Source organism: Acidovorax sp. 94 (assembly GCF_003634645.1).
GTDB classification, from domain to species: domain Bacteria; phylum Pseudomonadota; class Gammaproteobacteria; order Burkholderiales; family Burkholderiaceae_C; genus Acidovorax; species Acidovorax facilis.
Window position 1 is genome coordinate 2,700,559 of sequence record NZ_RBJA01000001.1, and the last position, 17,957, is coordinate 2,718,515.

The following is a 17,957-nucleotide window of genomic DNA, read 5'->3' on the forward strand; positions in this document are numbered from 1 at the left end:
ACCATGATGAAGACCGCCTCCCGCCTTTCCAAAATTGGTGCAGCCGCGCTGCTCGCTGTTGGTGCCGTCGGCGCCATGTCGAGCACTGCCCACGCGCAGGAAAAGTTCACCTACATGACCAACTGGTACGCGCAGGCCGAACATGGCGGCTTCTACCAGGCGGTGGCTACGGGCCTGTACAAAAAGTATGGGCTGGACGTGACCATCAAGATGGGTGGCCCACAGGTCAACATCGTGCAGATGATGGCCGCCGGCCAGGCCGAGTGCGTGATGGGATCGAGCGACCTGCAGATGATCCAGATGCGTGAAGGCGGCGTGCCGGTGGTCAACGTGGCGGCGGTGTTCCAGAAGGACCCGCAGGTGCTCATCGCACACGAGGACGTGAAGAAATTCGAAGACCTCAAGGGCAAGACCATCCTGATCGCCTCGGCGGCCCAGCGCGGCTACTGGCCCTGGCTCAAGGCCAAGTACGGCTTCACCGACTCGCAGACGCGCCCCTATACGTTCAACATTCAGCCCTTCGTGGCCGACAAGAACGCCGCCCAGCAGGGCTACCTGACGTCCGAGCCGTTTGCGATTGCCAAGGCGGGCGTCAAGGCCAACACGCTGATGTTCAGCGACCAGGGCTACCCAGCCTACGCCACCACCATCTCGTGCATGGAAAAAACGGTGAAGGACCGCAGCGCCGCCGTGGCCTCGTTTGTGAAGGCCTCGATGGAAGGCTGGAAGAGCTACCTGGCCGACCCAGCCCCGGCCAACGCACTCATCAAGAAGGACAACCCCAACATGACCGACGAGCAGCTCGCCTACAGCGTGGCCAAGCTCAAGGAAATGGGCATGGCCACCGGGGGTGATGCCGCCACGATGGGCATCGGCATCATGACCGACGCACGCGCCAAGGCCAGCTACGACTTCCTGGTGGACGCCAAGCTCATCGACCCTGCCAAGGTGAAGCTGGCCGAGACCTACAACACGGCCTTTGTGAAGGACCTCAAGGTTCTTCCCTGATTGGATTCACGGGCTTCCATCCCCCCACCTCCACCGTTCACGCTGAGCCCGTCGAAGCGCCGCGCAAGGCTTCGACAGGCTCAGCCCGAACGGTGTGTGGAGTGAGGCCCAGTGGACCACCCGCACTACCCGCACCACCCGCTGCCACCCCAGCCCTGACACAGCCGCCGCACCCCACCCCACGGCCGCATCCATCGAAAGGCGACCATGACATCCCCCGCTGACTCTCCGCCGCTGGTGCACGCCCCGACGCCAGCCACCTATTCCACACCCGCCGTGGAGGTGCTCTCCGCCGAAAAAACCTACCCCAATGGCACCCAGGCCCTGCTGCCGGTGGACCTGACCATTGAGGAAGGCGAGTTCGTCACCCTGCTCGGTCCCTCGGGCTGCGGCAAGAGCACGCTGCTGAAAATGGTGGCGGGCCTGCTGGAGCCCACCGACGGCCGCCTGCACCTGTGGCGCAAGCCCGTGGCGCAGCTGGACGAAAGCGGCAAGAAGATGGCGTTTGTCTTCCAGTCGCCCACGCTCATGCCCTGGGCCAGTGTGCAGACCAACGTGCGCCTGCCGCTGGACCTGGCGGGCATGCCGCGCGAGGAAGCTGACGCCCGCGTGACCGAGGCGCTGGCACTGGTGGGCCTCTCCAAGTTCGCCAAAGCGCTGCCCCGCGCGCTGTCGGGCGGCATGCAGATGCGCGTGTCCATCGCGCGGGGCCTGGTCACCCAGCCCGACCTGCTGCTGATGGACGAGCCCTTTGGTGCACTCGACGAAATCACGCGCCACAAGCTCGACGCCGATCTGCTGGATCTGTGGCGCAAGAAGAAGCTGACCGTGATCTTTGTGACGCACTCGATCCACGAGGCGGTGTTCCTCTCCAGCCGCGTGGTCATGATGGCCGCACGCCCTGGCCGCGTGGTCGAAGAGTTCCGCATCGACGCGCCCTACCCCCGCACGGCCGACTTCATGGTGTCGCCCGAATTCAGCCGCTACGCCAAGCTGCTGCAGGACAGCCTGCTGCGCGCCAGCGTGGACACCGAGGAAACCGTCGCATGAGCACCCCTTTCCCTTCCGCACCGATGGCGTCGCCCGTGGTCACCGCGCACCCCACAGCCGCCCCGCGCTCAGCGCCTGCACCAGTCGCTGCCAAACCTGCCACCAAGACAACGCCCAAACGCCCGCCACTGATGGCCCAGCCCCGCGTGCAGCGCGTGGTGTACCCCGTGCTCGTCGGTCTGGTGCTGATCGCGCTGTGGCAGGGCCTGGTCACGGCCATGGAGCTGCCGCCCTACCTGGTGCCCTCGCCCATCCTGATGATGAAGACGCTGTTCACCGACTGGGCCGCCCTGGGCGGCTCGCTGTGGGTCACCGTCAAGATCACGGTGCTGGCCTTTGTGGTGGCCACGGTGGCGGGCGTGCTGATCTCGTTCCTGTTCGTTCAGAGCAAACGCATCGAGACCGCGCTCTTCCCCTATGCCGTGCTGCTGCAGGTCACGCCCATCGTGGCCGTGGCGCCGCTCATCATCATCTGGGTGAAGGACCCGACAGCATCGATGGTGATCTGCGCCGCACTGGTCGCCCTGTTCCCCATCATCAGCAACACCACGCTGGGCTTGCGCAGTGTGGAGCCGGATCTGCAAAGCTACTTCCAGCTCAACCGTGCCACGCGGCTGCAGACCCTGCTGCGCCTGCGCATCCCCAGCGCGCTGCCCTACTTCTTTGGTGGGCTGCGCATCTCCAGTGGCCTGGCGCTCATCGGCGCTGTGGTGGCGGAGTTTGTGGCGGGCACCGGGGGCCAGGGTGCGGGGCTGGCGTACCAGATCCTGCAGGCGGGCTTTCAACTCAACATCCCGCGCATGTTTGCTGCGCTGCTGCTGATCTCACTCACCGGCGTCGCGCTGTTTGTGCTGATGGCATGGCTCACGCGCGTCGCCCTGGGCGGCTGGCACGCCAGCGAAACGTCGCACGACTAGACCTTTCCCCCCACCGCCAACACACCGCGCGCAGCCACTGGCGCGCGGCACGGGCTTCCTTTTGCCCAAAACGGCCACCAGCGGCCAAGGAGATACCGACATGACCACCACCGCCCATCAACTGCCCGACCTGCTGCCCGACCTGGACTGGATTGCCGACCCGCTGCGCGTGGGCCGCCTCTCGCAGGACTTTGCCTGGTTCAGCCCCGTGCTCAAACGCGACCTGGCGGGCAAGCGCGGCGACATCGCCGTGCGCCCGCGCACCGAAGCAGAAATCCGCCAGGTGGTGGCCGCCTGCGCCAGCGCGGGCATCCCCCTCACCGTGCGCGGCAGCGGCACCGGCAACTACGGCCAGAGCACGCCACTGCACGGCGGCGTGATCCTGGACCTGTCGGGCTACAACGCTTTTGGCTGGGTGCGCGGCGGCGTGGGCCGCGCGCAATCGGGCATCCGGCTGGCGGACTTTGATGCGCAAGCCAAGCCCCTGGGGCAAGAGCTGCGCTGGCTGCCCAGCACCTACCGCAGCGCCACGCTGGGCGGGCTGTTTGGCGGCGGCTTTGGTGGTGCGGGCTCCATCAACCACGGCCCGCTGGCCGCGCCCGGCAATGTGCTGGCCGTGCGCGCGATGACGGTGGAGCCCGAGCCCCAGATCATTGAACTGCGCGGCCCCGAGGCCATGCTGCTGCACCACACCTACGGCACCAACGGCATCGTGCTGGAGCTGGAAGTGGCCCTGACCCCTGCCGTGGAGTGGACCGAATGCATCGCCACCTTCGAACAGTTTGACGCCGCGCTGGAGTTTGCCGACCGCTTTGGCAGCGCACCCGGGCTGGAGAAAAAGGAAGTGTGTTTTGTGGCCGCCCCCATCCCGCAGTACTTCACTAGCCTGGCCGAGCACCTGCCCGCTGACCAGCATGCGGTGCTGCTGCTGGTGGCCCCGCACTCCGAGGCGGGCATGCGCGACATGGTGGCGCAGCACGGCGGCCAGGTCACCTACCGCAAGACGGCCGATGAAGTGGCCAGCAGCCACAAGACGCTGCTCGAATACACCTGGAACCACACCACATTGCACGCCCTCAAGGTGGACAAGGGCCTGACCTATATCCAGAGCGGCTTCAACCCCATGCACCGCCTCAAGCAGGTGAAGGCGCTGGAGGCCGCACTGAAGGGCGAGGTGATGATGCACCTGGAGTTTCTGCGCACCAAGGAAGGCGCCTTCAACTGCAGCGGCCTGCAGATCATCCGCTACACCACCGAAGAGCGCCTGAACCAGATCATGCAGATCTACCGCGACCACGGCGTGCAGATCAACAACCCGCACGTGTACATCGTGGAAGACGGCAAGCAGAACAACCTGGACCCGGCCGTGGTGGGAATGAAGCGCCGCTTTGACCCCCAGGGCCTGCTCAACCCTGGCAAGCTGCGCAGTTGGTATGCGGCAACACAATTGGCGCCCGAGACAAAGCCAGCGCGACAAACTGCCTGAGAGCGCCTCACAAACTTCCCTGGCGTCGTTGTCCCACCTTGCCGTACTCCTTGTACTGCCTGAGGCCGAACGCCTAGGGATGGCCGCTTCGCTGAGTTTTTTGAGCCGCTCTAAGTCCATCCCGCCCACCACTGCGCCCTCGTCCACAAGGCGAGAGGAAGGAAGCTCAGGTCAGATCCATCCGCTGCGCGCCAGCCACTGCACCAGCAGCCGTGTCACCGTTTCAGGTTGCTCCATGGTCAGCATGTGGCCGCTGTCCGGCAAGAGGTGGTGCTCAGCACCGGGCACCAGCGCCGCAATCTCAGTCGAACATTCGGGCGGCGTGAGCTGGTCAGCCTCGCCGCATACCACCAGCACCGGGCAGGCCACGCCGGGCAGGTGCTGGCGGGCATCGGGCCGATGGATGACGGCGCGGTTCTGGCGAACCAGGTGGGAGGCGCCTGCGTCCAGCACAAAGTCGAGATAGGCCTGCACCAGCTCAGGCCGCGTGGCGTTGTCAGGATGAAAGGCAAAGGCCACGTTGGGCTCGATCACTTCGCGCAGGCGGCCTTGTTCAAAGAGTTCGATAGCGGCTTCGCGCAGCGCCCGCATATCCGGCGTCTCGGGCCGCGCGGTGGTGCCCAGCAGCGCGAGCCCGGCCACACGCTCCGGCGCTTGGCGCGCGGCTTCCATGGCGATCATGCCGCCCATCGATGCACCGGCCAGCACCAGTGGCCCCGCGTGCTGTGCCAGCAGCCGGGCGGCAAAGTCCTCGATGGTGTGCAGACCCACATCCTGGTGGGCCGTGGCGACAGCGGGGCGCAGCGCGGCGGGCAGCAGCGGCAGCACGCCGCGCCACATGCGTTCATCGGCCGCGAGGCCGGGCAGGAGCAGAAGTTGGGGGGAATGGGACATGGGTGAATCAGGGCATCACCAAGTTGGTGCGCGGTCAGCAAAAGGGAGACAGCCTCGGGAGCGGGGCACGGACCGCACATTGTGAACAGCCGATGACCGCTTGTCACCGCCCCTGGAATAGTTGCCCGCGATGGCTCGGGACTTGCTAGCATGGCCTGCATATGCCCATCCACGCCGCGCTCCACCACGTCACGCATTACCAATACGACCGGCTGGTAGGCCTCGGGCCACAGACCATCCGATTGCGGCCCGCGCCCCACTGCCGTAGCAACGTCATTTCGTATTCGCTCAAGGTCGAGCCTGCGCAGCACTTCATCAACTGGCAGCAGGACCCGTTTGCCAACTACCAGGCGCGGCTGGTCTTCCCCGAGAAGACGCGCGAGTTCAAGGTCACGGTGGACCTGGTGGTGGAGATGGCGGTGTACAACCCCTTCGACTTCTTCCTGGAGCCCGAGGCCGAGAACATCCCGTTCAAGTACAGCAGCGATGTGCAGCAGGAGCTGGCGCCCTACCTGGCCACCGACCCGATGACACCGCTGGTGCAGGCCTATCTGGACAAGGTGGACCGCAGCAAGCAGCGCACCATCGATTTCCTGGTCAAGCTCAACCAGCAGGTATCGCAAGACATCCGCTACCTGATCCGCATGGAACCCGGCGTGCAGACGCCCGAGGAAACGTTGCAAAAGGCCAGCGGCTCGTGCCGCGACTCGGGCTGGCTGCTGGTGCAGCTGCTGCGCCACCTGGGCCTGGCGGCGCGGTTTGTGTCGGGCTACCTGATCCAGCTCACACCCGACGTGAAGGCGCTCGATGGCCCCAGCGGCACCGACCACGACTTCACCGACCTGCACGCCTGGTGCGAGGTCTACCTGCCCGGCGCGGGCTGGATCGGCCTGGATGCCACCAGCGGCCTGATGGCGGGCGAGGGCCATATCCCGCTGGCCTGCACACCCCAGCCCTCGGGCGCCGCGCCGATTGAAGGCGGCGTGGACAAAGCCGAGGTGGAGTTCAGCCATGAGATGCGCGTCACGCGCATCTTTGAATCGCCCCGCGTGACCAAGCCCTACACCGAAGACCAGTGGCAGGCCGTGCTGGCGCTGGGCGAGCGGGTGGACGCCGACCTGGTGGCGGGCGATGTGCGCCTGACCATGGGCGGCGAGCCCACCTTTGTGGCCGTGGGCGACCGCGACGCGCCCGAGTGGAACACCGATGCCCTGGGCCCCACCAAACGCGGCTTTGCCACCGAACTCACGCACAAGCTGCGTGCCGAATATGGACAGGGCGGCTTCCTGCACTTTGGCCAGGGCAAGTGGTACCCGGGCGAGCAGCTGCCGCGCTGGGCGCTGTCGATCTGCTGGCGCGCCGACGGCCAGCCCGCGTGGCAGAACCCCGCGCTGTTTGCTGACGAACGCAACCCCTCGCACTACACCAGCGCCGACGCCGAGCGTTTTGTGCGCCACCTCACGCGCAAGCTGGGCGTGACGGACCGCTACATCCAGCCCGGTTATGAGGACACCTTCTACTACCTGTGGCGCGAGCGGCGCCTGCCGGTCAACGTGGACCCGTTTGACGCGCGCCTGGACGACGAGCTGGAGCGCGCCCGCCTGCGCCGCGTGTTCGAGCAAAAACTCGACAGCGTGGTGGGCTATGTGCTGCCGCTGCAGGCAGGCGAAGGCGCGGGCACGCTGGCGGGCAGCGTGTGGAGTACCGGGCCGTGGTTCTTCCGCGATGACCGCATGCTGCTCATCCCCGGCGATTCGCCCATGGGCTACCGCCTGCCGCTGGACGCCCTGCCCTGGGTGAAGGCATCGGACACCGAGCACCTGATCCCGCAAGACCCGACCGCGCCCCAAAGCCCGCTGGCCGCTGCCACCACGCTGCGGGCGCGGTATTCCGTGCCAGCAGGCCCGGTCACTGGCGACCGCGACCTGCCCTACCTGGCAGGCGCCACCGCCCCTGGCGAGGCACGGCGCGTAACGCAGAGCACTGCGGGTGGTGATAACGCGCGCCTGTCCGGTCAGCCCGACCCGCATGCAGCTACGCAGCCCCCGGGCAAGTTCCAGTCGGCCGCAGGCCTGTCGCGCACGGCCCTGTGCGTGGAGGTGCGCGACCCACGCCGCGCCAGCGGCCCCAAGGCCGAGAAGGTGGGCGAGAAATACGGCGTGCTCTATGTCTTCATGCCGCCGCTGGCGCGCCTCCATGATTACCTGGACCTGCTGGCCGCCATCGAAGCCACGGCCGAAGAGCTGGGTGTGAAGATCGTGCTGGAAGGCTACCCGCCCCCGCGCGACGCACGCCTGAAGGTGCTGGCAGTCACGCCCGACCCGGGCGTGATCGAGGTGAACATCCACCCCGCCAGCCATTGGAAGGAGCTGGTGCAGCACACCGAGTTTCTGTACCAGGCCGCATGGGAGACGCGCCTGTCGGCCGAGAAGTTCATGACCGATGGCCGCCACACCGGCACCGGTGGCGGCAACCACTTTGTGATGGGCGGCGCCACACCGGCTGACTCGCCGTTCTTGCGCAAGCCCGAGCTGCTGGCCAGCCTGCTGCTGTACTGGCACAACCACCCCAGCCTGAGCTATCTGTTCAGCGGCCTGTTCATCGGCCCCACCAGCCAGTCGCCGCGCGTGGACGAGGCCCGCAACGACCAGCTGTATGAGCTGGAGATCGCACTGCGCGAGATCGAAGCCAACCGCGCGGTCTACGGCCAGGACATGCAGCCCTGGCTGGTGGACCGCACACTGCGCAACATCCTGGTGGACGTGACGGGCAACACCCACCGCAGCGAGTTTTCCATCGACAAGATGTTCTCGCCCGACAGCAGCACCGGCCGCCTGGGCCTGCTGGAGCTGCGCGCTTTCGAGATGCCGCCCCACGCCCACATGAGCGTGGTGCAGCAGCTGCTGCTGCGCGCCCTGATCGCCCGCTTCTGGAAGACGCCCTACCGCGCGCCCGCCGCCCGCTGGGGCACCGAGCTGCACGACCGCTGGATGCTGCCCACGTTCATCCAGCAGGACATGCACGACGTCGTGGCCGAGATGAACGCCGCAGGCTACGCGTTTGACGCGGCCTGGTTTGCACCGCAGTTCGAGTTCCGCTTCCCCATGGTCGGCACCGTCAAGTCGATGGGTGTGGAGCTGACCCTGCGCAACGCGCTGGAGCCCTGGCATGTGATGGGCGAGGAAGGCTCCGCCGGGGGCACCGTGCGCTATGTGGACTCGTCGCTGGAGCGCATCGAGGTGCGCGTGACGGGCATGAACGAAAGCCGCCATGTGGTCACCGTCAACGGCCAGCCGCTGCCCCTGCAAAGCACGGGCACGACCGGCGAGTTTGTGGCGGGTGTGCGCTACAAGGCATGGAACCCGCCCTCGGCCCTGCACCCGACCATTGGCGCCCACGCACCGCTCACGTTCGACATCGTGGACACCTGGATGAACCGCTCGCTCGGCGGCTGCCAGTACCACGTGGCGCACCCGGGCGGGCGCAACTACGACACCTTCCCGGTCAACGCGTATGAGGCCGAAAGCCGCCGCCTGGCGCGCTTCTCGCGCATGGGCCACACGCCGGGCCGGCTGGCGGTGCCGCCTGCGACCATTGAACTGCCGGGCAGCCGGGAGTTTCCGTTCACGCTGGATCTGCGGCGCAAGATGCGGAGGTAGAGAAGCCCCCCTGAGTCGCTGCGCGCCTTCCCCCCAGGGGGACGACGCCCTTGCTGCGGGGCGGCCCTTGCTTGGCGTCTCTGGCATCGGCCCCGCCAGTTTCGACGGTGCGGGTTACCCGCAGAGTGTTGTCGACCAAATGCCCGAAAATCGAGCGCAGTGAACCAATCCAACGACAGCCTCCCCACCCCCGACCCTTCTGACAGCGCAGCCCAGTTGGCGGCTGCACTGGCGCCTGCTGCGGCGTCCGGGCATTTTGACGAGTTGCGGGGTGCCAGCGTGGCGGACGCCCCCGGCGCTGCCACTGCATCAGCCACTCCCAAATCAATAGCAAATAAGCCATATATCACTAGCGCCTGGGCCCAATTCTTTGATCAATTGGGGCCCGAGGGCTTCCAGGACCTGGATCGGCGCATGCAGAGCCTGCAGCGCCAGGTGCGCGACAACGGCATCACCTACAACGTCTATGCCGACGCCGACGGCCCGCAACGGCCCTGGTCGGTGGACCTGTTCCCGCTGATCCTTTCGCAGGGCGACTGGGCACACATCGAGCGCGGCGTGCTGCAACGCGCACGCCTGCTCAACCGCGTGATGGCCGACGTGTATGGCCCGCAGGAGCTGCTGCGCAAAGGCCTGCTGCCCAGCGCGCTGGTGCAGGGCCACCCGGGCTACCTGCGCGCCATGCATGGCGTGCAGCCCGTGGGCGGCACCCATTTGCACATCGCGGCCTTCGACATGGCGCGCGATGCGCAGGGCGACTGGTGGGTGGTGACGCAGCGCACGCAGGCGCCCTCAGGCCTGGGGTATTTGCTGGAGAACCGGCTGCTCATCTCGCGCCTGTTCCCCGAGGCGTTCAGCCAGATGCATGTGCAGCGCCTGGCCGCCACCTACCGCGCACTGCTCGACGGGCTGCGGCAGATGAGCCCGGCGGGGGCAGATGCGCGCATCGTGCTGCTCACGCCCGGCCCGTACAACGAGACCTACTTCGAGCACGCCTACCTGGCGCGCTACCTGGGCCTGACGCTGGTGGAGGGCAACGACCTCACCGTGCGCGATGCACGGCTGTACCTCAAGACGCTGCACGGCCTGCAGCCGGTGCACGGCATCTTGAAGCGCCTGGACGACGAGTTTCTGGACCCGCTGGAGCTGCGCAGCGACTCGCGCCTGGGCGTGCCCGGCCTGCTGCAGGCCATCCGCGCGGGCAACGTGCTGGTGGCCAATGCGCCGGGCTCGGCGTTCCTCGAATCGTCGGCGCTGCTGGGCTTCATGCCCGCGCTGTCGCGCCACCTGCTGGGCGAAGAGCTGGCCCTGCCGTCGCTGCCCACCTGGTGGTGTGGCGAGCGCTCGGCCATGCAGGCGGTGCTGCCGCAGCTCGCGCACAGCGTGATCCGCCCCACCTGGCCCATGGCGCAGCGCGTGCCCGTGCTGGGCGGTGCGCTGTCGGCGCAAGACCTGGCGCAGTGGTCCGCACGCATCGAAGCCCAGGGCGACGAATACACCGTGCAGGCCCACCTGCCGCTGTCGCAAATGCCCACCTGGCGCAGTGAAGCCGCAGAAGGTGCGGGCCAGGGCGGCAGCCCCATCGCCCCCCGCTCGGTGATGCTGCGCGTGTTTGCGGTGTGCGACGGCCCCGGCTCGTGGCGCGTGTTGCCGGGCGGGCTGGCCCGCCTGGCCCAGGGCGACAGCGGCATTACATCCATGCAGCGCGGCGGCAGCAGCGCCGATGTATGGGTGCAGACAGATGGCCCCGTGGACACCACCACGCTGCTGGCCCACAACCAGGCCGCGCCCGCCGTGGTGCACCGCAGCCGCCAGGTGACCAGCCGCGCGGCCGAAAACCTGTTCTGGCTGGGTCGCTACACCGAACGCACCGAGAACGTCACGCGCCTGGCGCGCATCACGCTGCAATGCCTCAATGGGGAGGACCAGACCTCGCAGCCGCTGCTGACCTGGCTGAGCGCCATGGGCGTGAGCCAGGGGCTGGTGCTACCGACCGTGCCTGCGGCCGGGCAGGCACGGCGCGTGTTCGAGCGCTCGCTGATCGCCGGGCTGACGCAGCCCGCGCAGGTGACCAGCGTGGGCTACAACCTGCGCGGCATCCTGGGTGCGGCCTCGGCCGTGCGCGACCGTTTGTCGCAGGAACACTGGAACCTCATCGTGCGCGCCGAGGCGGAGTTTTTTGCGCCCCGCACAGGAGCCGAAGACGACGGCGACTATTCGCCGCTGGACGCGCTGCGCCAGCTGGAAGGCCTGAGCGGCCACACCGCAGCCATGACGGGCCAGCAGACCGACCGCATGACCCGCGACGACGGCTGGCGCCTGCTGTCCATCGGGCGCCACCTGGAGCGCCTGGGCTTTCTGGCCTCGGCGCTGGAAAGTGGCCTGCAGACCGGCGCCGTGCACGATGAGGGCGGCTTCGAGGCCATGGTGGCGCTGTTTGACAGCACCATCACCTTCCACGCGCAGTACCAGCAGCGGCGCGACATGCCCGCCCTGCTGGACCTGCTGGTGATCGACCGCGACAACCCCCGCTCGCTGGCCTGGGTCGCACAGACGCTGCGCGGGCGCATTGCCAAGATCGAAGCGACCGCCGGTACGCCCTGCGAATCCGCCGCCACGGGCATCCCCGAAGCGTCCGACCTGTCGCTGGTGGCCCTGTGCGCACAGGACGCCGAAGGCCGCCATGCCACTCTGGAGGAATATCTGGGCCGGTGTGTGCGGGGCGTGATGGGCTTGTCGGATGTGCTGGCCACGCGCTACTTCACGCATTCGGCGGATGCACTTCGGCACAGCGTAGGAGCTTGACCATGAAGCTGCGCGTCATCCACGAAACGGTGTACCACTACAGCCCGGCGGTGCAGAACGCCCAGCACATGGCCCATCTGCGTCCGCGCACCGGTGTGGTGCAGCGTGTGCTGACCCACAGCCTGCAGGTGGACCCCGCCCCAACACAGTGCAACATGGTGCAGGACGTGTTTGGCAACACCCGCGCGTTCTTCAGCCTGCCGTTCACCCACGAGCAACTGCGGGTGCGCGCCGAAAGCCTGCTGGAGACCCTGCCCGTGCCCGCCGCACCGCCCGGCGAGCCCTGGGAGGCCGTGCGCGAGCGCCTGGGTTATCGGCGCGGCCAGCCCTACCACGCGGCCACCGAGTTCAGCTTTGCGTCGCCCTATATTCCCCGGCATGCCGACTTCGTGGCCTATGCCGCCGAGAGCTTTGCACCCGGCCGCCCGCTGATGCAGGCCGCCCGCCACCTGATGTCGCGCATCCATGCCGACTTTGCCTACACCGCCAACGCCACCGACGCGGGCACGCCCGCGCTCGAATCGTTGCGGCTGCGCCGGGGCGTGTGCCAGGACTTTGCCCACGTGATGATCGGCTGCCTGCGCAGCCTGGGCCTGGCGGCGCGGTATGTGAGCGGCTACCTGCTGACCGAGCCCCCGCCCGGACAACCCCGGCTGGTGGGGGCCGATGCCTCGCACGCCTGGGTGTCGGTGTGGTCACCGGCAGCCGACGAAAGTGATGGCGCATCAGGCGACAACACCTGGTTTGACCTGGACCCCACCAACGACCGCGCGGCGGGCGAGGACTACGTGACCCTGGCCATCGGCCGCGATTTTTCGGATGTGTCGCCGCTGCGCGGCGTGATCCACGGCGGCGACCACCATGTGCTGCAGGTGGGCGTGACGGTGGAGCCGGTGCCGGCCGCTATGGCCGCTGCGCCAGACGCACCAGATACACCCCTCACACCGCCGCAGGCACCAGAAAGTCCCGGCTGATCCGCGCGCCCAGGTCGTTCACCCGCTCCAGGAACTGGGTGAGGTAGGCGTGCAGTCCATGGGTCAGGATTTCATCGATGCGTGCGAACTTCAGGTGCGCCAGCAGCCGCCCCGCGTGCCGCTGGGTCTCGGCCGACTGGCCGCTGCCCAGCATGTCGAGGTTGCCCAGCACCTCTTTCATGCAAGCGTGCAGTGAGCGGGGCATGTCGGCCCGCAGGATCAGCAGTTCGGCCACACGTTCGGGCGTGATCACGTCGCGGTACACCTTGCGGTAGGTCTCGAAGCCCGACACGCTGAGCAGGATGGCGCTCCAGTGGTAGAAATCGTAGTCTTGGTCCTGCGCCGTGGCCGCGCCCATGAAGTCGCTTTGCACCGCGTGAAACTTCACATCCAGCAGCCGCGCCGTGTTGTCGGCCCGCTCCAAAAAGGTGCCCAGGCGCATGAAGTGCAGCGCCTCGTCCTGCAGCATGGTGCCCACCGTCACACCCCGCGAGAGGTGCGAGCGGAACTTCACCCATTCGAAGAATCGCGCCGGGTCCTGCTCCAGTGCACCGCTGGCGATCAGGCGGTTCACTTCGAGCCAGGTCTGGTTCTGGATCTCCCAGGCCTCGGTGTTGAGCGCACCGCGTACGGCCCGCGCGTTCTCGCGCGCGGCCTGAAGACAGGCCAGAATGGATGAGGGGTTGGAAGGGTCCTTGACCATGAAGTCCAGCACCTTGGCAGGGGTCACTTCGCCATGCTGGGCGGTGTAGGCGGGCAGCAGCTCGCTGATGGACAGCAACCCTTGCCAGCCCTGCTTGGCGACTTCGGTCGATTGCGGCAGCAGCGCGCTCTGGTAATTCACATCCAGCATGCGCGCCGTATTTTCGGCGCGCTCGGTATAGCGTGCCATCCAGAAAAGATGGTCAGCGGTGCGGCTCAGCATGGTCGCGCCCTCCCTTGGCGTCGTGTGTGGCTCGGTACTGGCTGCTCAAGGGGTTTCAACAGCCCCATGGCAGACACCTAGCAAGTTCCAGGCCGCCACCCTTGCCGCTCTTTGATGCAGGCAAAAAACCAAGGAAAAAATGGCGCTAGCGCACGTCCTTACTGGTTGTTTTGCTATTTTTTTTGACGTTTTGTTTGGGAACCGGTGCGGGCTGCGGAGCCGGAGCGGCGACTGGGGCGGGCCGCCGGGCGGCTTCGCGCACCACGTCATGCACAAACCGCAGTTTGGCCAGCACCTCGCCTGCCAACGCAAACGGATAGGCATCTGGCTGCCCCAAGCTGCGGGTGAGGCTGTTGAGCAGCAGTGTCAGCGGCACCAGGTGCTGCACCATCGACTGGAAATCAGGCGCCGGGCTGGCAAACGGGTCGATGGCGCTGCTGCGCTGCGCCCCATAAATGCCCGGGATCGTGACCTCGGTCGCGTAGCTGGCCGACGTCTCCAGCAGATCGATCATGTGCAGATAATGGGCCCATGTTTCGGCCCAGTCTTCCCAGGGGTGGGCAGTGGCATAGGCGCTGACATGGTGGTCAGCCCAGTCGCCCAGGTCGTTGCCCTTGGCGTAGTGAGCCTCCAGCGCGGCGGCGTAGTCCTGGCGCTCATCGCCAAACATCTGGCGAAAATCTTCCAGGCGGCCGCCGTCGCGCACCAGCTGGTCCCAATAAAAATGGCCGGACTCATGGCGCAGGTGGCCAATCAGCGTGCGGTAGGGCTCACCCAGCGCGATCCGGCGGCGTGCGCGCTCATCGTCATCGGCCTCGGCCACATTCAGCGTAATCGTTCCGCTGTGGTGGCCCGTCAACACCGGCGGACCACCGGGCACCTCGGCCAGAAATTCAAAAACGGGTCCGGTGCGCCCGGGGGCGGGCTCCAGGCCCAAGCGGGCCAGGCTGTAAAACAGGCGCCGCTTGGCGGCCTCGATCTGCATCCAGCGGCCCATGTTCGCGGGCTCCGACAGATCGGGCAACACCCGGGTCTGGCGGCACGATACACACAGTTCCGCATAGTCGTTGGCAGGCACGGCAAAGTTGCAGGCCTGGTGTTCGGTATGGTTGCGGCACATACGGTACAAGCGACCGCTGTAATCCGAGCCACCGCGCCCGCCCCGGCGGCGCCACAGGTCGGCGCCATCCTGCGGCGCAGGCGCCAGGGCCGCGATGGTCAACACATCGGGCAAAAATGCCAGCGCGCTGCCACAGTGCAGGCACTGCACGCTGTCGAAAAAAACCAGATGACCGCAATGGTCGCAATTGAATACCCGCATGGTGTGGAGCTTATACCCGGTGGGGTGTGGCAAACGAGCAAGACCCAGGGGTATGCCTGCTGGCGCCCCATGAAAAAAGCAGGCCCCAGGAGGTACCCGGAGCCTGCTCAGCGGTCAGTGCCTATGCGCTACCGGCAGGAAGCCCGCAGCGCAGTGTTCAGGCATCCTGTCAGGGACGGACCACGATGCTGTTGCGCACTTCACGCACATTCTTGGTGTTGCGTGCGATGGCTTCAGCCTGGTTCTTTTCAGCCTGCGACTTGGCAAAGCCCGAGAGCTGCACCGTGCCGTTGAGCGTTTCCACGCTGATCGACGTGGCGGAGACGGATTTGTCTTCAGCCATTTTTGCCTTGACGGCGGTGGTGATGCCGGCGTCATCTACATAGGCGCCAACGGTCTGTTGTTCACGGGCCACCGAGCAGCCCGTGGCCGTGATGATGGTGATGCCAGCGACAGCGGCAAAGGCGAGTGCACGTGCGTATTTCATGGTGTTGTCCTTGTTTGAAAATGGTTGGGAACGCGGGTGCTGGAAGATTGCAATCTGCCGGTCTGTTGCACCCTCCGCGACCGGCGGACTGTAGGGATAGAGACAGGCTTCAGTAGGCGTGCTTGCGGCGCGACATCCAGAGCACCAGGGTTGCGAGTACGGCACCCGATGCTGCGGCGATCACCATCGATTTGCCGGGTTGCTCCGCCACATACTTGGTGGTGGCGTCTGCTGCATGCTGCATCTGGCGACGGGCACGGGCACTGGTTTCTGCGCAATAGCCGATGCTGCGGGCTGCCAGATCCTGGGCACGCGCTGCCAAGTCGTCAATGACGGGGTCGGTCTGGCTGCGAAGGGCACGTACGCCTTCTTCGGCTTTTTCCAGCGAGGTGTTAGCGGCCGTGCGGGTGGACTGCACGGCGTCTTGGGCGCTTTGCAGCACATCATCTGCGAGATGGCGTGCGCCGTTGGCAACTTTGTCGGTAGCGGTCTGGATACTCATGCGGAAACTCCTTGAAGGGGTGGATGCGGAATGCTTGGTTTCACGGCCGGGGCGTCAGCCCTTTTTGAGCAGACCCAGTACAAAGGTCACAACCGCCATGATGACGAACACGAAGAACAGAATCTTGGCGATGCCCACGGCACCGGCAGCAATACCGCCAAAGCCGAACAGGGCTGCGATCAGCGCGATCACCAGAAAAACAACTGCGTAGTGCAACATTTCTTTCTCCTTCTCCTCTTGAGGGGGCCGGTTGCCGGCGGGTGGGTTGGCACATGAATTTCAGCGCCTGGAATCCACTGTAAGGAGCATGGAGAGTCAAAGATGCCGGTGCCCGGCGCGCAAGCCTGTCGGCGGTGCAGCGGGCCGCCTGTAGGACGGCGCGCTGCGGCTCGCTATCCCTGGCCCAAGGCCGCTAGGTCAAGCGGCCAGAGAGGGCGGCTGCGACGACGCCTCGGCGCCATGGCGCTGCAGCGGGAGCACGGCAGAGACCAGGGTGCCGTTGCCCGGGCGCGAGGTGATGGACAGCCTGCCGCCCGCAGACTCCACGCGGTGGCGCATTCCCGACAGCCCGTGCGAGGTAGGACGCACCGTGGCGGGATCGAACCCCTCGCCATCGTCGCGCACCTGAACTGCCACATGCGTGGGGTAACCGTGTACCGACACCAGCACCTTGCTGGCTTTGGCGTATTTGCCGATGTTGGTCAACGCCTCCTGCACCATGCGGTACACCGTGAGTTGCGAGGCATCAGGCAACTGCACGGATTCCAGGCTCGTTTCCACTTCGATACCTGCGCGTTCGGCATATTCGCGGGTGAGGATCTCGATCGCGGCCGTCAGTCCGAGGTTGGAGAGCGATGAGGGCCGCAGGTCTTCAATGATGCGGCGCTTGAGCGCAATACCGCTGTTGAGCGTTTCGGTCAGGTGCTTGAGCCGCTCTGCCACCTCGGGGGCGTTGGCGTCGATCCTGGACTTGAGCCGCGCAACATCCAGCTTGGCCGCAGTGAGCAGCGCACCCAGCTCATCGTGCAGCTCGCGCGCAAGGTGCCCACGTTCATCTTCACGTACTTGCTGCAGATGGTTTGCCAGCTCGGAAAGCGTTGCGGTACGGGCCTTTACAAGACCTTCGAGGCGGTCCCGTTCGCGTTCCAGCAAGGCCTGTTCGCGCTGGTTGACGACCTGCAGCGCCTGCGCCTGGCGCAGATACATGTAGAACGCCAGCAAGCCAATGACCGTCACCGTGGCAATGCCAATGCGCGACAGCATGAGCGACTGCTCGATCTGGTCCTGGCCTTGTTTCACGTGCATGTCGCTGCGGGCAATCAACTCCAGCGCGTGCTTGCGGATGGCCTCCATGTGCTCCTTGCCCACATCGGTATGCAGGATGAACTTCCAGGCATCTTCATTGCCCTGCCGGCGCAAACGCAGGCTCAGTTCCATCTCCGCGAGCTTGCGGGATATCTGCCGCGACAGCAGCGCAAATTCCTGCATGTCTTCGGGGGCATCCATGAACAGCCCGCGCAAGCCGTCCAGGTTGGTCTGCACGGTAGCCACCGCCTTGTCGTAAGGCTCCAGATAAGTCTCGTTGCCGGTGAGCAGATAGCCACGCTGCCCGGTTTCTGCGTCCAGCATGCTCTGCAGCAACAGGTTGACGGCCTTGCGCGTGTTCTGACCGTGGCTCATCTGCTCCACCGCATCTTGTGAGCGCATGTGACCCGTTTCGTTGATACCCACCAGCACCATGGCCGCCAGCAACGCCATGGGCAGGCTCAAGGCCATCTTGCGGACCTTGGGCAGCCAGATGCGGGTGTTTTCTTTAAGACTCATACGCGGTATTCTGGATAATGTGTGAAGACCCGGGTACCACCCTGCCAACAGGGATGACGTGCCGGATAAGCTTTCCAACCAACAAACATCAGGAGCGGCATCACC

Annotated in this window: 14 protein-coding genes; 7 read left to right on the plus strand and 7 right to left on the minus strand. The window is 66.1% G+C overall.

Annotation, left to right across the window (positions count from 1 at the left end; translation table 11 throughout):
• Positions 1-3: 3 nt before the first annotated feature.
• From C8C94_RS12395 to C8C94_RS12410, 4 genes are all read left to right on the plus strand, one after another.
• Positions 4-1,008 (plus strand): ABC transporter substrate-binding protein, encoded by a 1,005-nt coding sequence (locus tag C8C94_RS12395; RefSeq protein ID WP_055394828.1) that lies wholly within the window; start codon positions 4-6, stop codon positions 1,006-1,008.
• Positions 1,009-1,215: 207 nt separating this feature from the next.
• A complete protein-coding gene (locus C8C94_RS12400; protein ID WP_055394826.1) occupies positions 1,216-2,058 on the plus strand; it encodes an ABC transporter ATP-binding protein in 843 nt (280 codons plus the stop codon).
• Between the two features lie 131 nt (positions 2,059-2,189).
• A complete protein-coding gene (locus C8C94_RS12405) occupies positions 2,190-2,975 on the plus strand; it encodes an ABC transporter permease (protein ID WP_043566071.1) in 786 nt (261 codons plus the stop codon).
• A gap of 100 nt (positions 2,976-3,075) precedes the next feature.
• Positions 3,076-4,461, plus strand: a complete 1,386-nt coding sequence (locus C8C94_RS12410; protein ID WP_121422833.1) for an FAD-binding oxidoreductase — start codon at positions 3,076-3,078, stop codon at positions 4,459-4,461.
• Between the two features lie 171 nt (positions 4,462-4,632).
• On the opposite strand, the gene C8C94_RS12415 is transcribed toward C8C94_RS12410, so the two are convergent.
• Positions 4,633-5,355 carry an alpha/beta fold hydrolase gene (locus tag C8C94_RS12415; RefSeq protein ID WP_121420918.1) on the minus strand — a complete coding sequence of 241 codons (723 nt, stop codon included), beginning with the start codon at positions 5,353-5,355 and terminating at the stop codon, positions 4,633-4,635.
• 161 nt (positions 5,356-5,516) lie between these two features.
• Between C8C94_RS12415 and C8C94_RS12420 the strand changes: the two genes are divergently transcribed.
• From C8C94_RS12420 to C8C94_RS12435, 3 genes are all read left to right on the plus strand, one after another.
• Positions 5,517-9,014, plus strand: a complete 3,498-nt coding sequence (locus C8C94_RS12420) for a DUF2126 domain-containing protein (RefSeq protein ID WP_121420919.1) — start codon at positions 5,517-5,519, stop codon at positions 9,012-9,014.
• A 159-nt stretch (positions 9,015-9,173) separates the two neighbouring features.
• Positions 9,174-11,819 (plus strand): circularly permuted type 2 ATP-grasp protein, encoded by a 2,646-nt coding sequence (locus tag C8C94_RS12430; protein WP_121420921.1) that lies wholly within the window; start codon positions 9,174-9,176, stop codon positions 11,817-11,819.
• 2 nt (positions 11,820-11,821) lie between these two features.
• Positions 11,822-12,793, plus strand: coding sequence for a transglutaminase family protein (locus C8C94_RS12435; RefSeq protein ID WP_055395477.1), 972 nt, complete (start codon positions 11,822-11,824; stop codon positions 12,791-12,793).
• Here C8C94_RS12435 and C8C94_RS12440 read toward each other — a convergent pair.
• The 6 genes from C8C94_RS12440 to C8C94_RS12465 form a co-directional block, all read right to left on the minus strand.
• Complete coding sequence (locus C8C94_RS12440; RefSeq protein ID WP_055395479.1) at positions 12,759-13,718, minus strand: alpha-E domain-containing protein; 960 nt, start codon at positions 13,716-13,718, stop codon at positions 12,759-12,761. The two genes, C8C94_RS12435 and C8C94_RS12440, sit on opposite strands and share 35 nt — an antisense overlap.
• 145 nt (positions 13,719-13,863) lie before the next feature.
• The gene (locus tag C8C94_RS12445; protein ID WP_121420922.1) at positions 13,864-15,039 is read right to left on the minus strand and encodes a putative zinc-binding metallopeptidase; all 1,176 of its coding nucleotides are present in this window, start codon (positions 15,037-15,039) and stop codon (positions 13,864-13,866) included.
• A gap of 169 nt (positions 15,040-15,208) precedes the next feature.
• A complete protein-coding gene (locus C8C94_RS12450) occupies positions 15,209-15,526 on the minus strand; it encodes a BON domain-containing protein (RefSeq protein ID WP_055395483.1) in 318 nt (105 codons plus the stop codon).
• A 109-nt stretch (positions 15,527-15,635) separates the two neighbouring features.
• Complete coding sequence (locus C8C94_RS12455) at positions 15,636-16,028, minus strand: hypothetical protein (protein WP_055395485.1); 393 nt, start codon at positions 16,026-16,028, stop codon at positions 15,636-15,638.
• A 54-nt stretch (positions 16,029-16,082) separates the two neighbouring features.
• Positions 16,083-16,247: a DUF1328 domain-containing protein gene (locus tag C8C94_RS12460; protein WP_010463174.1), complete on the minus strand. Its 165-nt coding sequence runs from the start codon at positions 16,245-16,247 to the stop codon at positions 16,083-16,085.
• A 198-nt stretch (positions 16,248-16,445) separates the two neighbouring features.
• Positions 16,446-17,852, minus strand: a complete 1,407-nt coding sequence (locus C8C94_RS12465; RefSeq protein WP_121420923.1) for a CHASE3 domain-containing protein — start codon at positions 17,850-17,852, stop codon at positions 16,446-16,448.
• Between the last annotated feature and the right edge of the window lie 105 nt (positions 17,853-17,957).

Coding starts and splice junctions, on each gene's coding strand:
- C8C94_RS12395 (WP_055394828.1), top strand. CDS start 4: ATGATGAAGACCGCCTCCCGCCTTTCCAAAATTGGTGCAGCCGCGCTG.
- C8C94_RS12400 (WP_055394826.1), top strand. CDS start 1,216: ATGACATCCCCCGCTGACTCTCCGCCGCTGGTGCACGCCCCGACGCCA.
- C8C94_RS12405 (WP_043566071.1), top strand. CDS start 2,190: ATGGCCCAGCCCCGCGTGCAGCGCGTGGTGTACCCCGTGCTCGTCGGT.
- C8C94_RS12410 (WP_121422833.1), top strand. CDS start 3,076: ATGACCACCACCGCCCATCAACTGCCCGACCTGCTGCCCGACCTGGAC.
- C8C94_RS12415 (WP_121420918.1), bottom strand. CDS start 5,355: ATGTCCCATTCCCCCCAACTTCTGCTCCTGCCCGGCCTCGCGGCCGAT.
- C8C94_RS12420 (WP_121420919.1), top strand. CDS start 5,517: ATGCCCATCCACGCCGCGCTCCACCACGTCACGCATTACCAATACGAC.
- C8C94_RS12435 (WP_055395477.1), top strand. CDS start 11,822: ATGAAGCTGCGCGTCATCCACGAAACGGTGTACCACTACAGCCCGGCG.
- C8C94_RS12440 (WP_055395479.1), bottom strand. CDS start 13,718: ATGCTGAGCCGCACCGCTGACCATCTTTTCTGGATGGCACGCTATACC.
- C8C94_RS12445 (WP_121420922.1), bottom strand. CDS start 15,039: ATGCGGGTATTCAATTGCGACCATTGCGGTCATCTGGTTTTTTTCGAC.
- C8C94_RS12450 (WP_055395483.1), bottom strand. CDS start 15,526: ATGAAATACGCACGTGCACTCGCCTTTGCCGCTGTCGCTGGCATCACC.
- C8C94_RS12455 (WP_055395485.1), bottom strand. CDS start 16,028: ATGAGTATCCAGACCGCTACCGACAAAGTTGCCAACGGCGCACGCCAT.
- C8C94_RS12460 (WP_010463174.1), bottom strand. CDS start 16,247: ATGTTGCACTACGCAGTTGTTTTTCTGGTGATCGCGCTGATCGCAGCC.
- C8C94_RS12465 (WP_121420923.1), bottom strand. CDS start 17,852: ATGAGTCTTAAAGAAAACACCCGCATCTGGCTGCCCAAGGTCCGCAAG.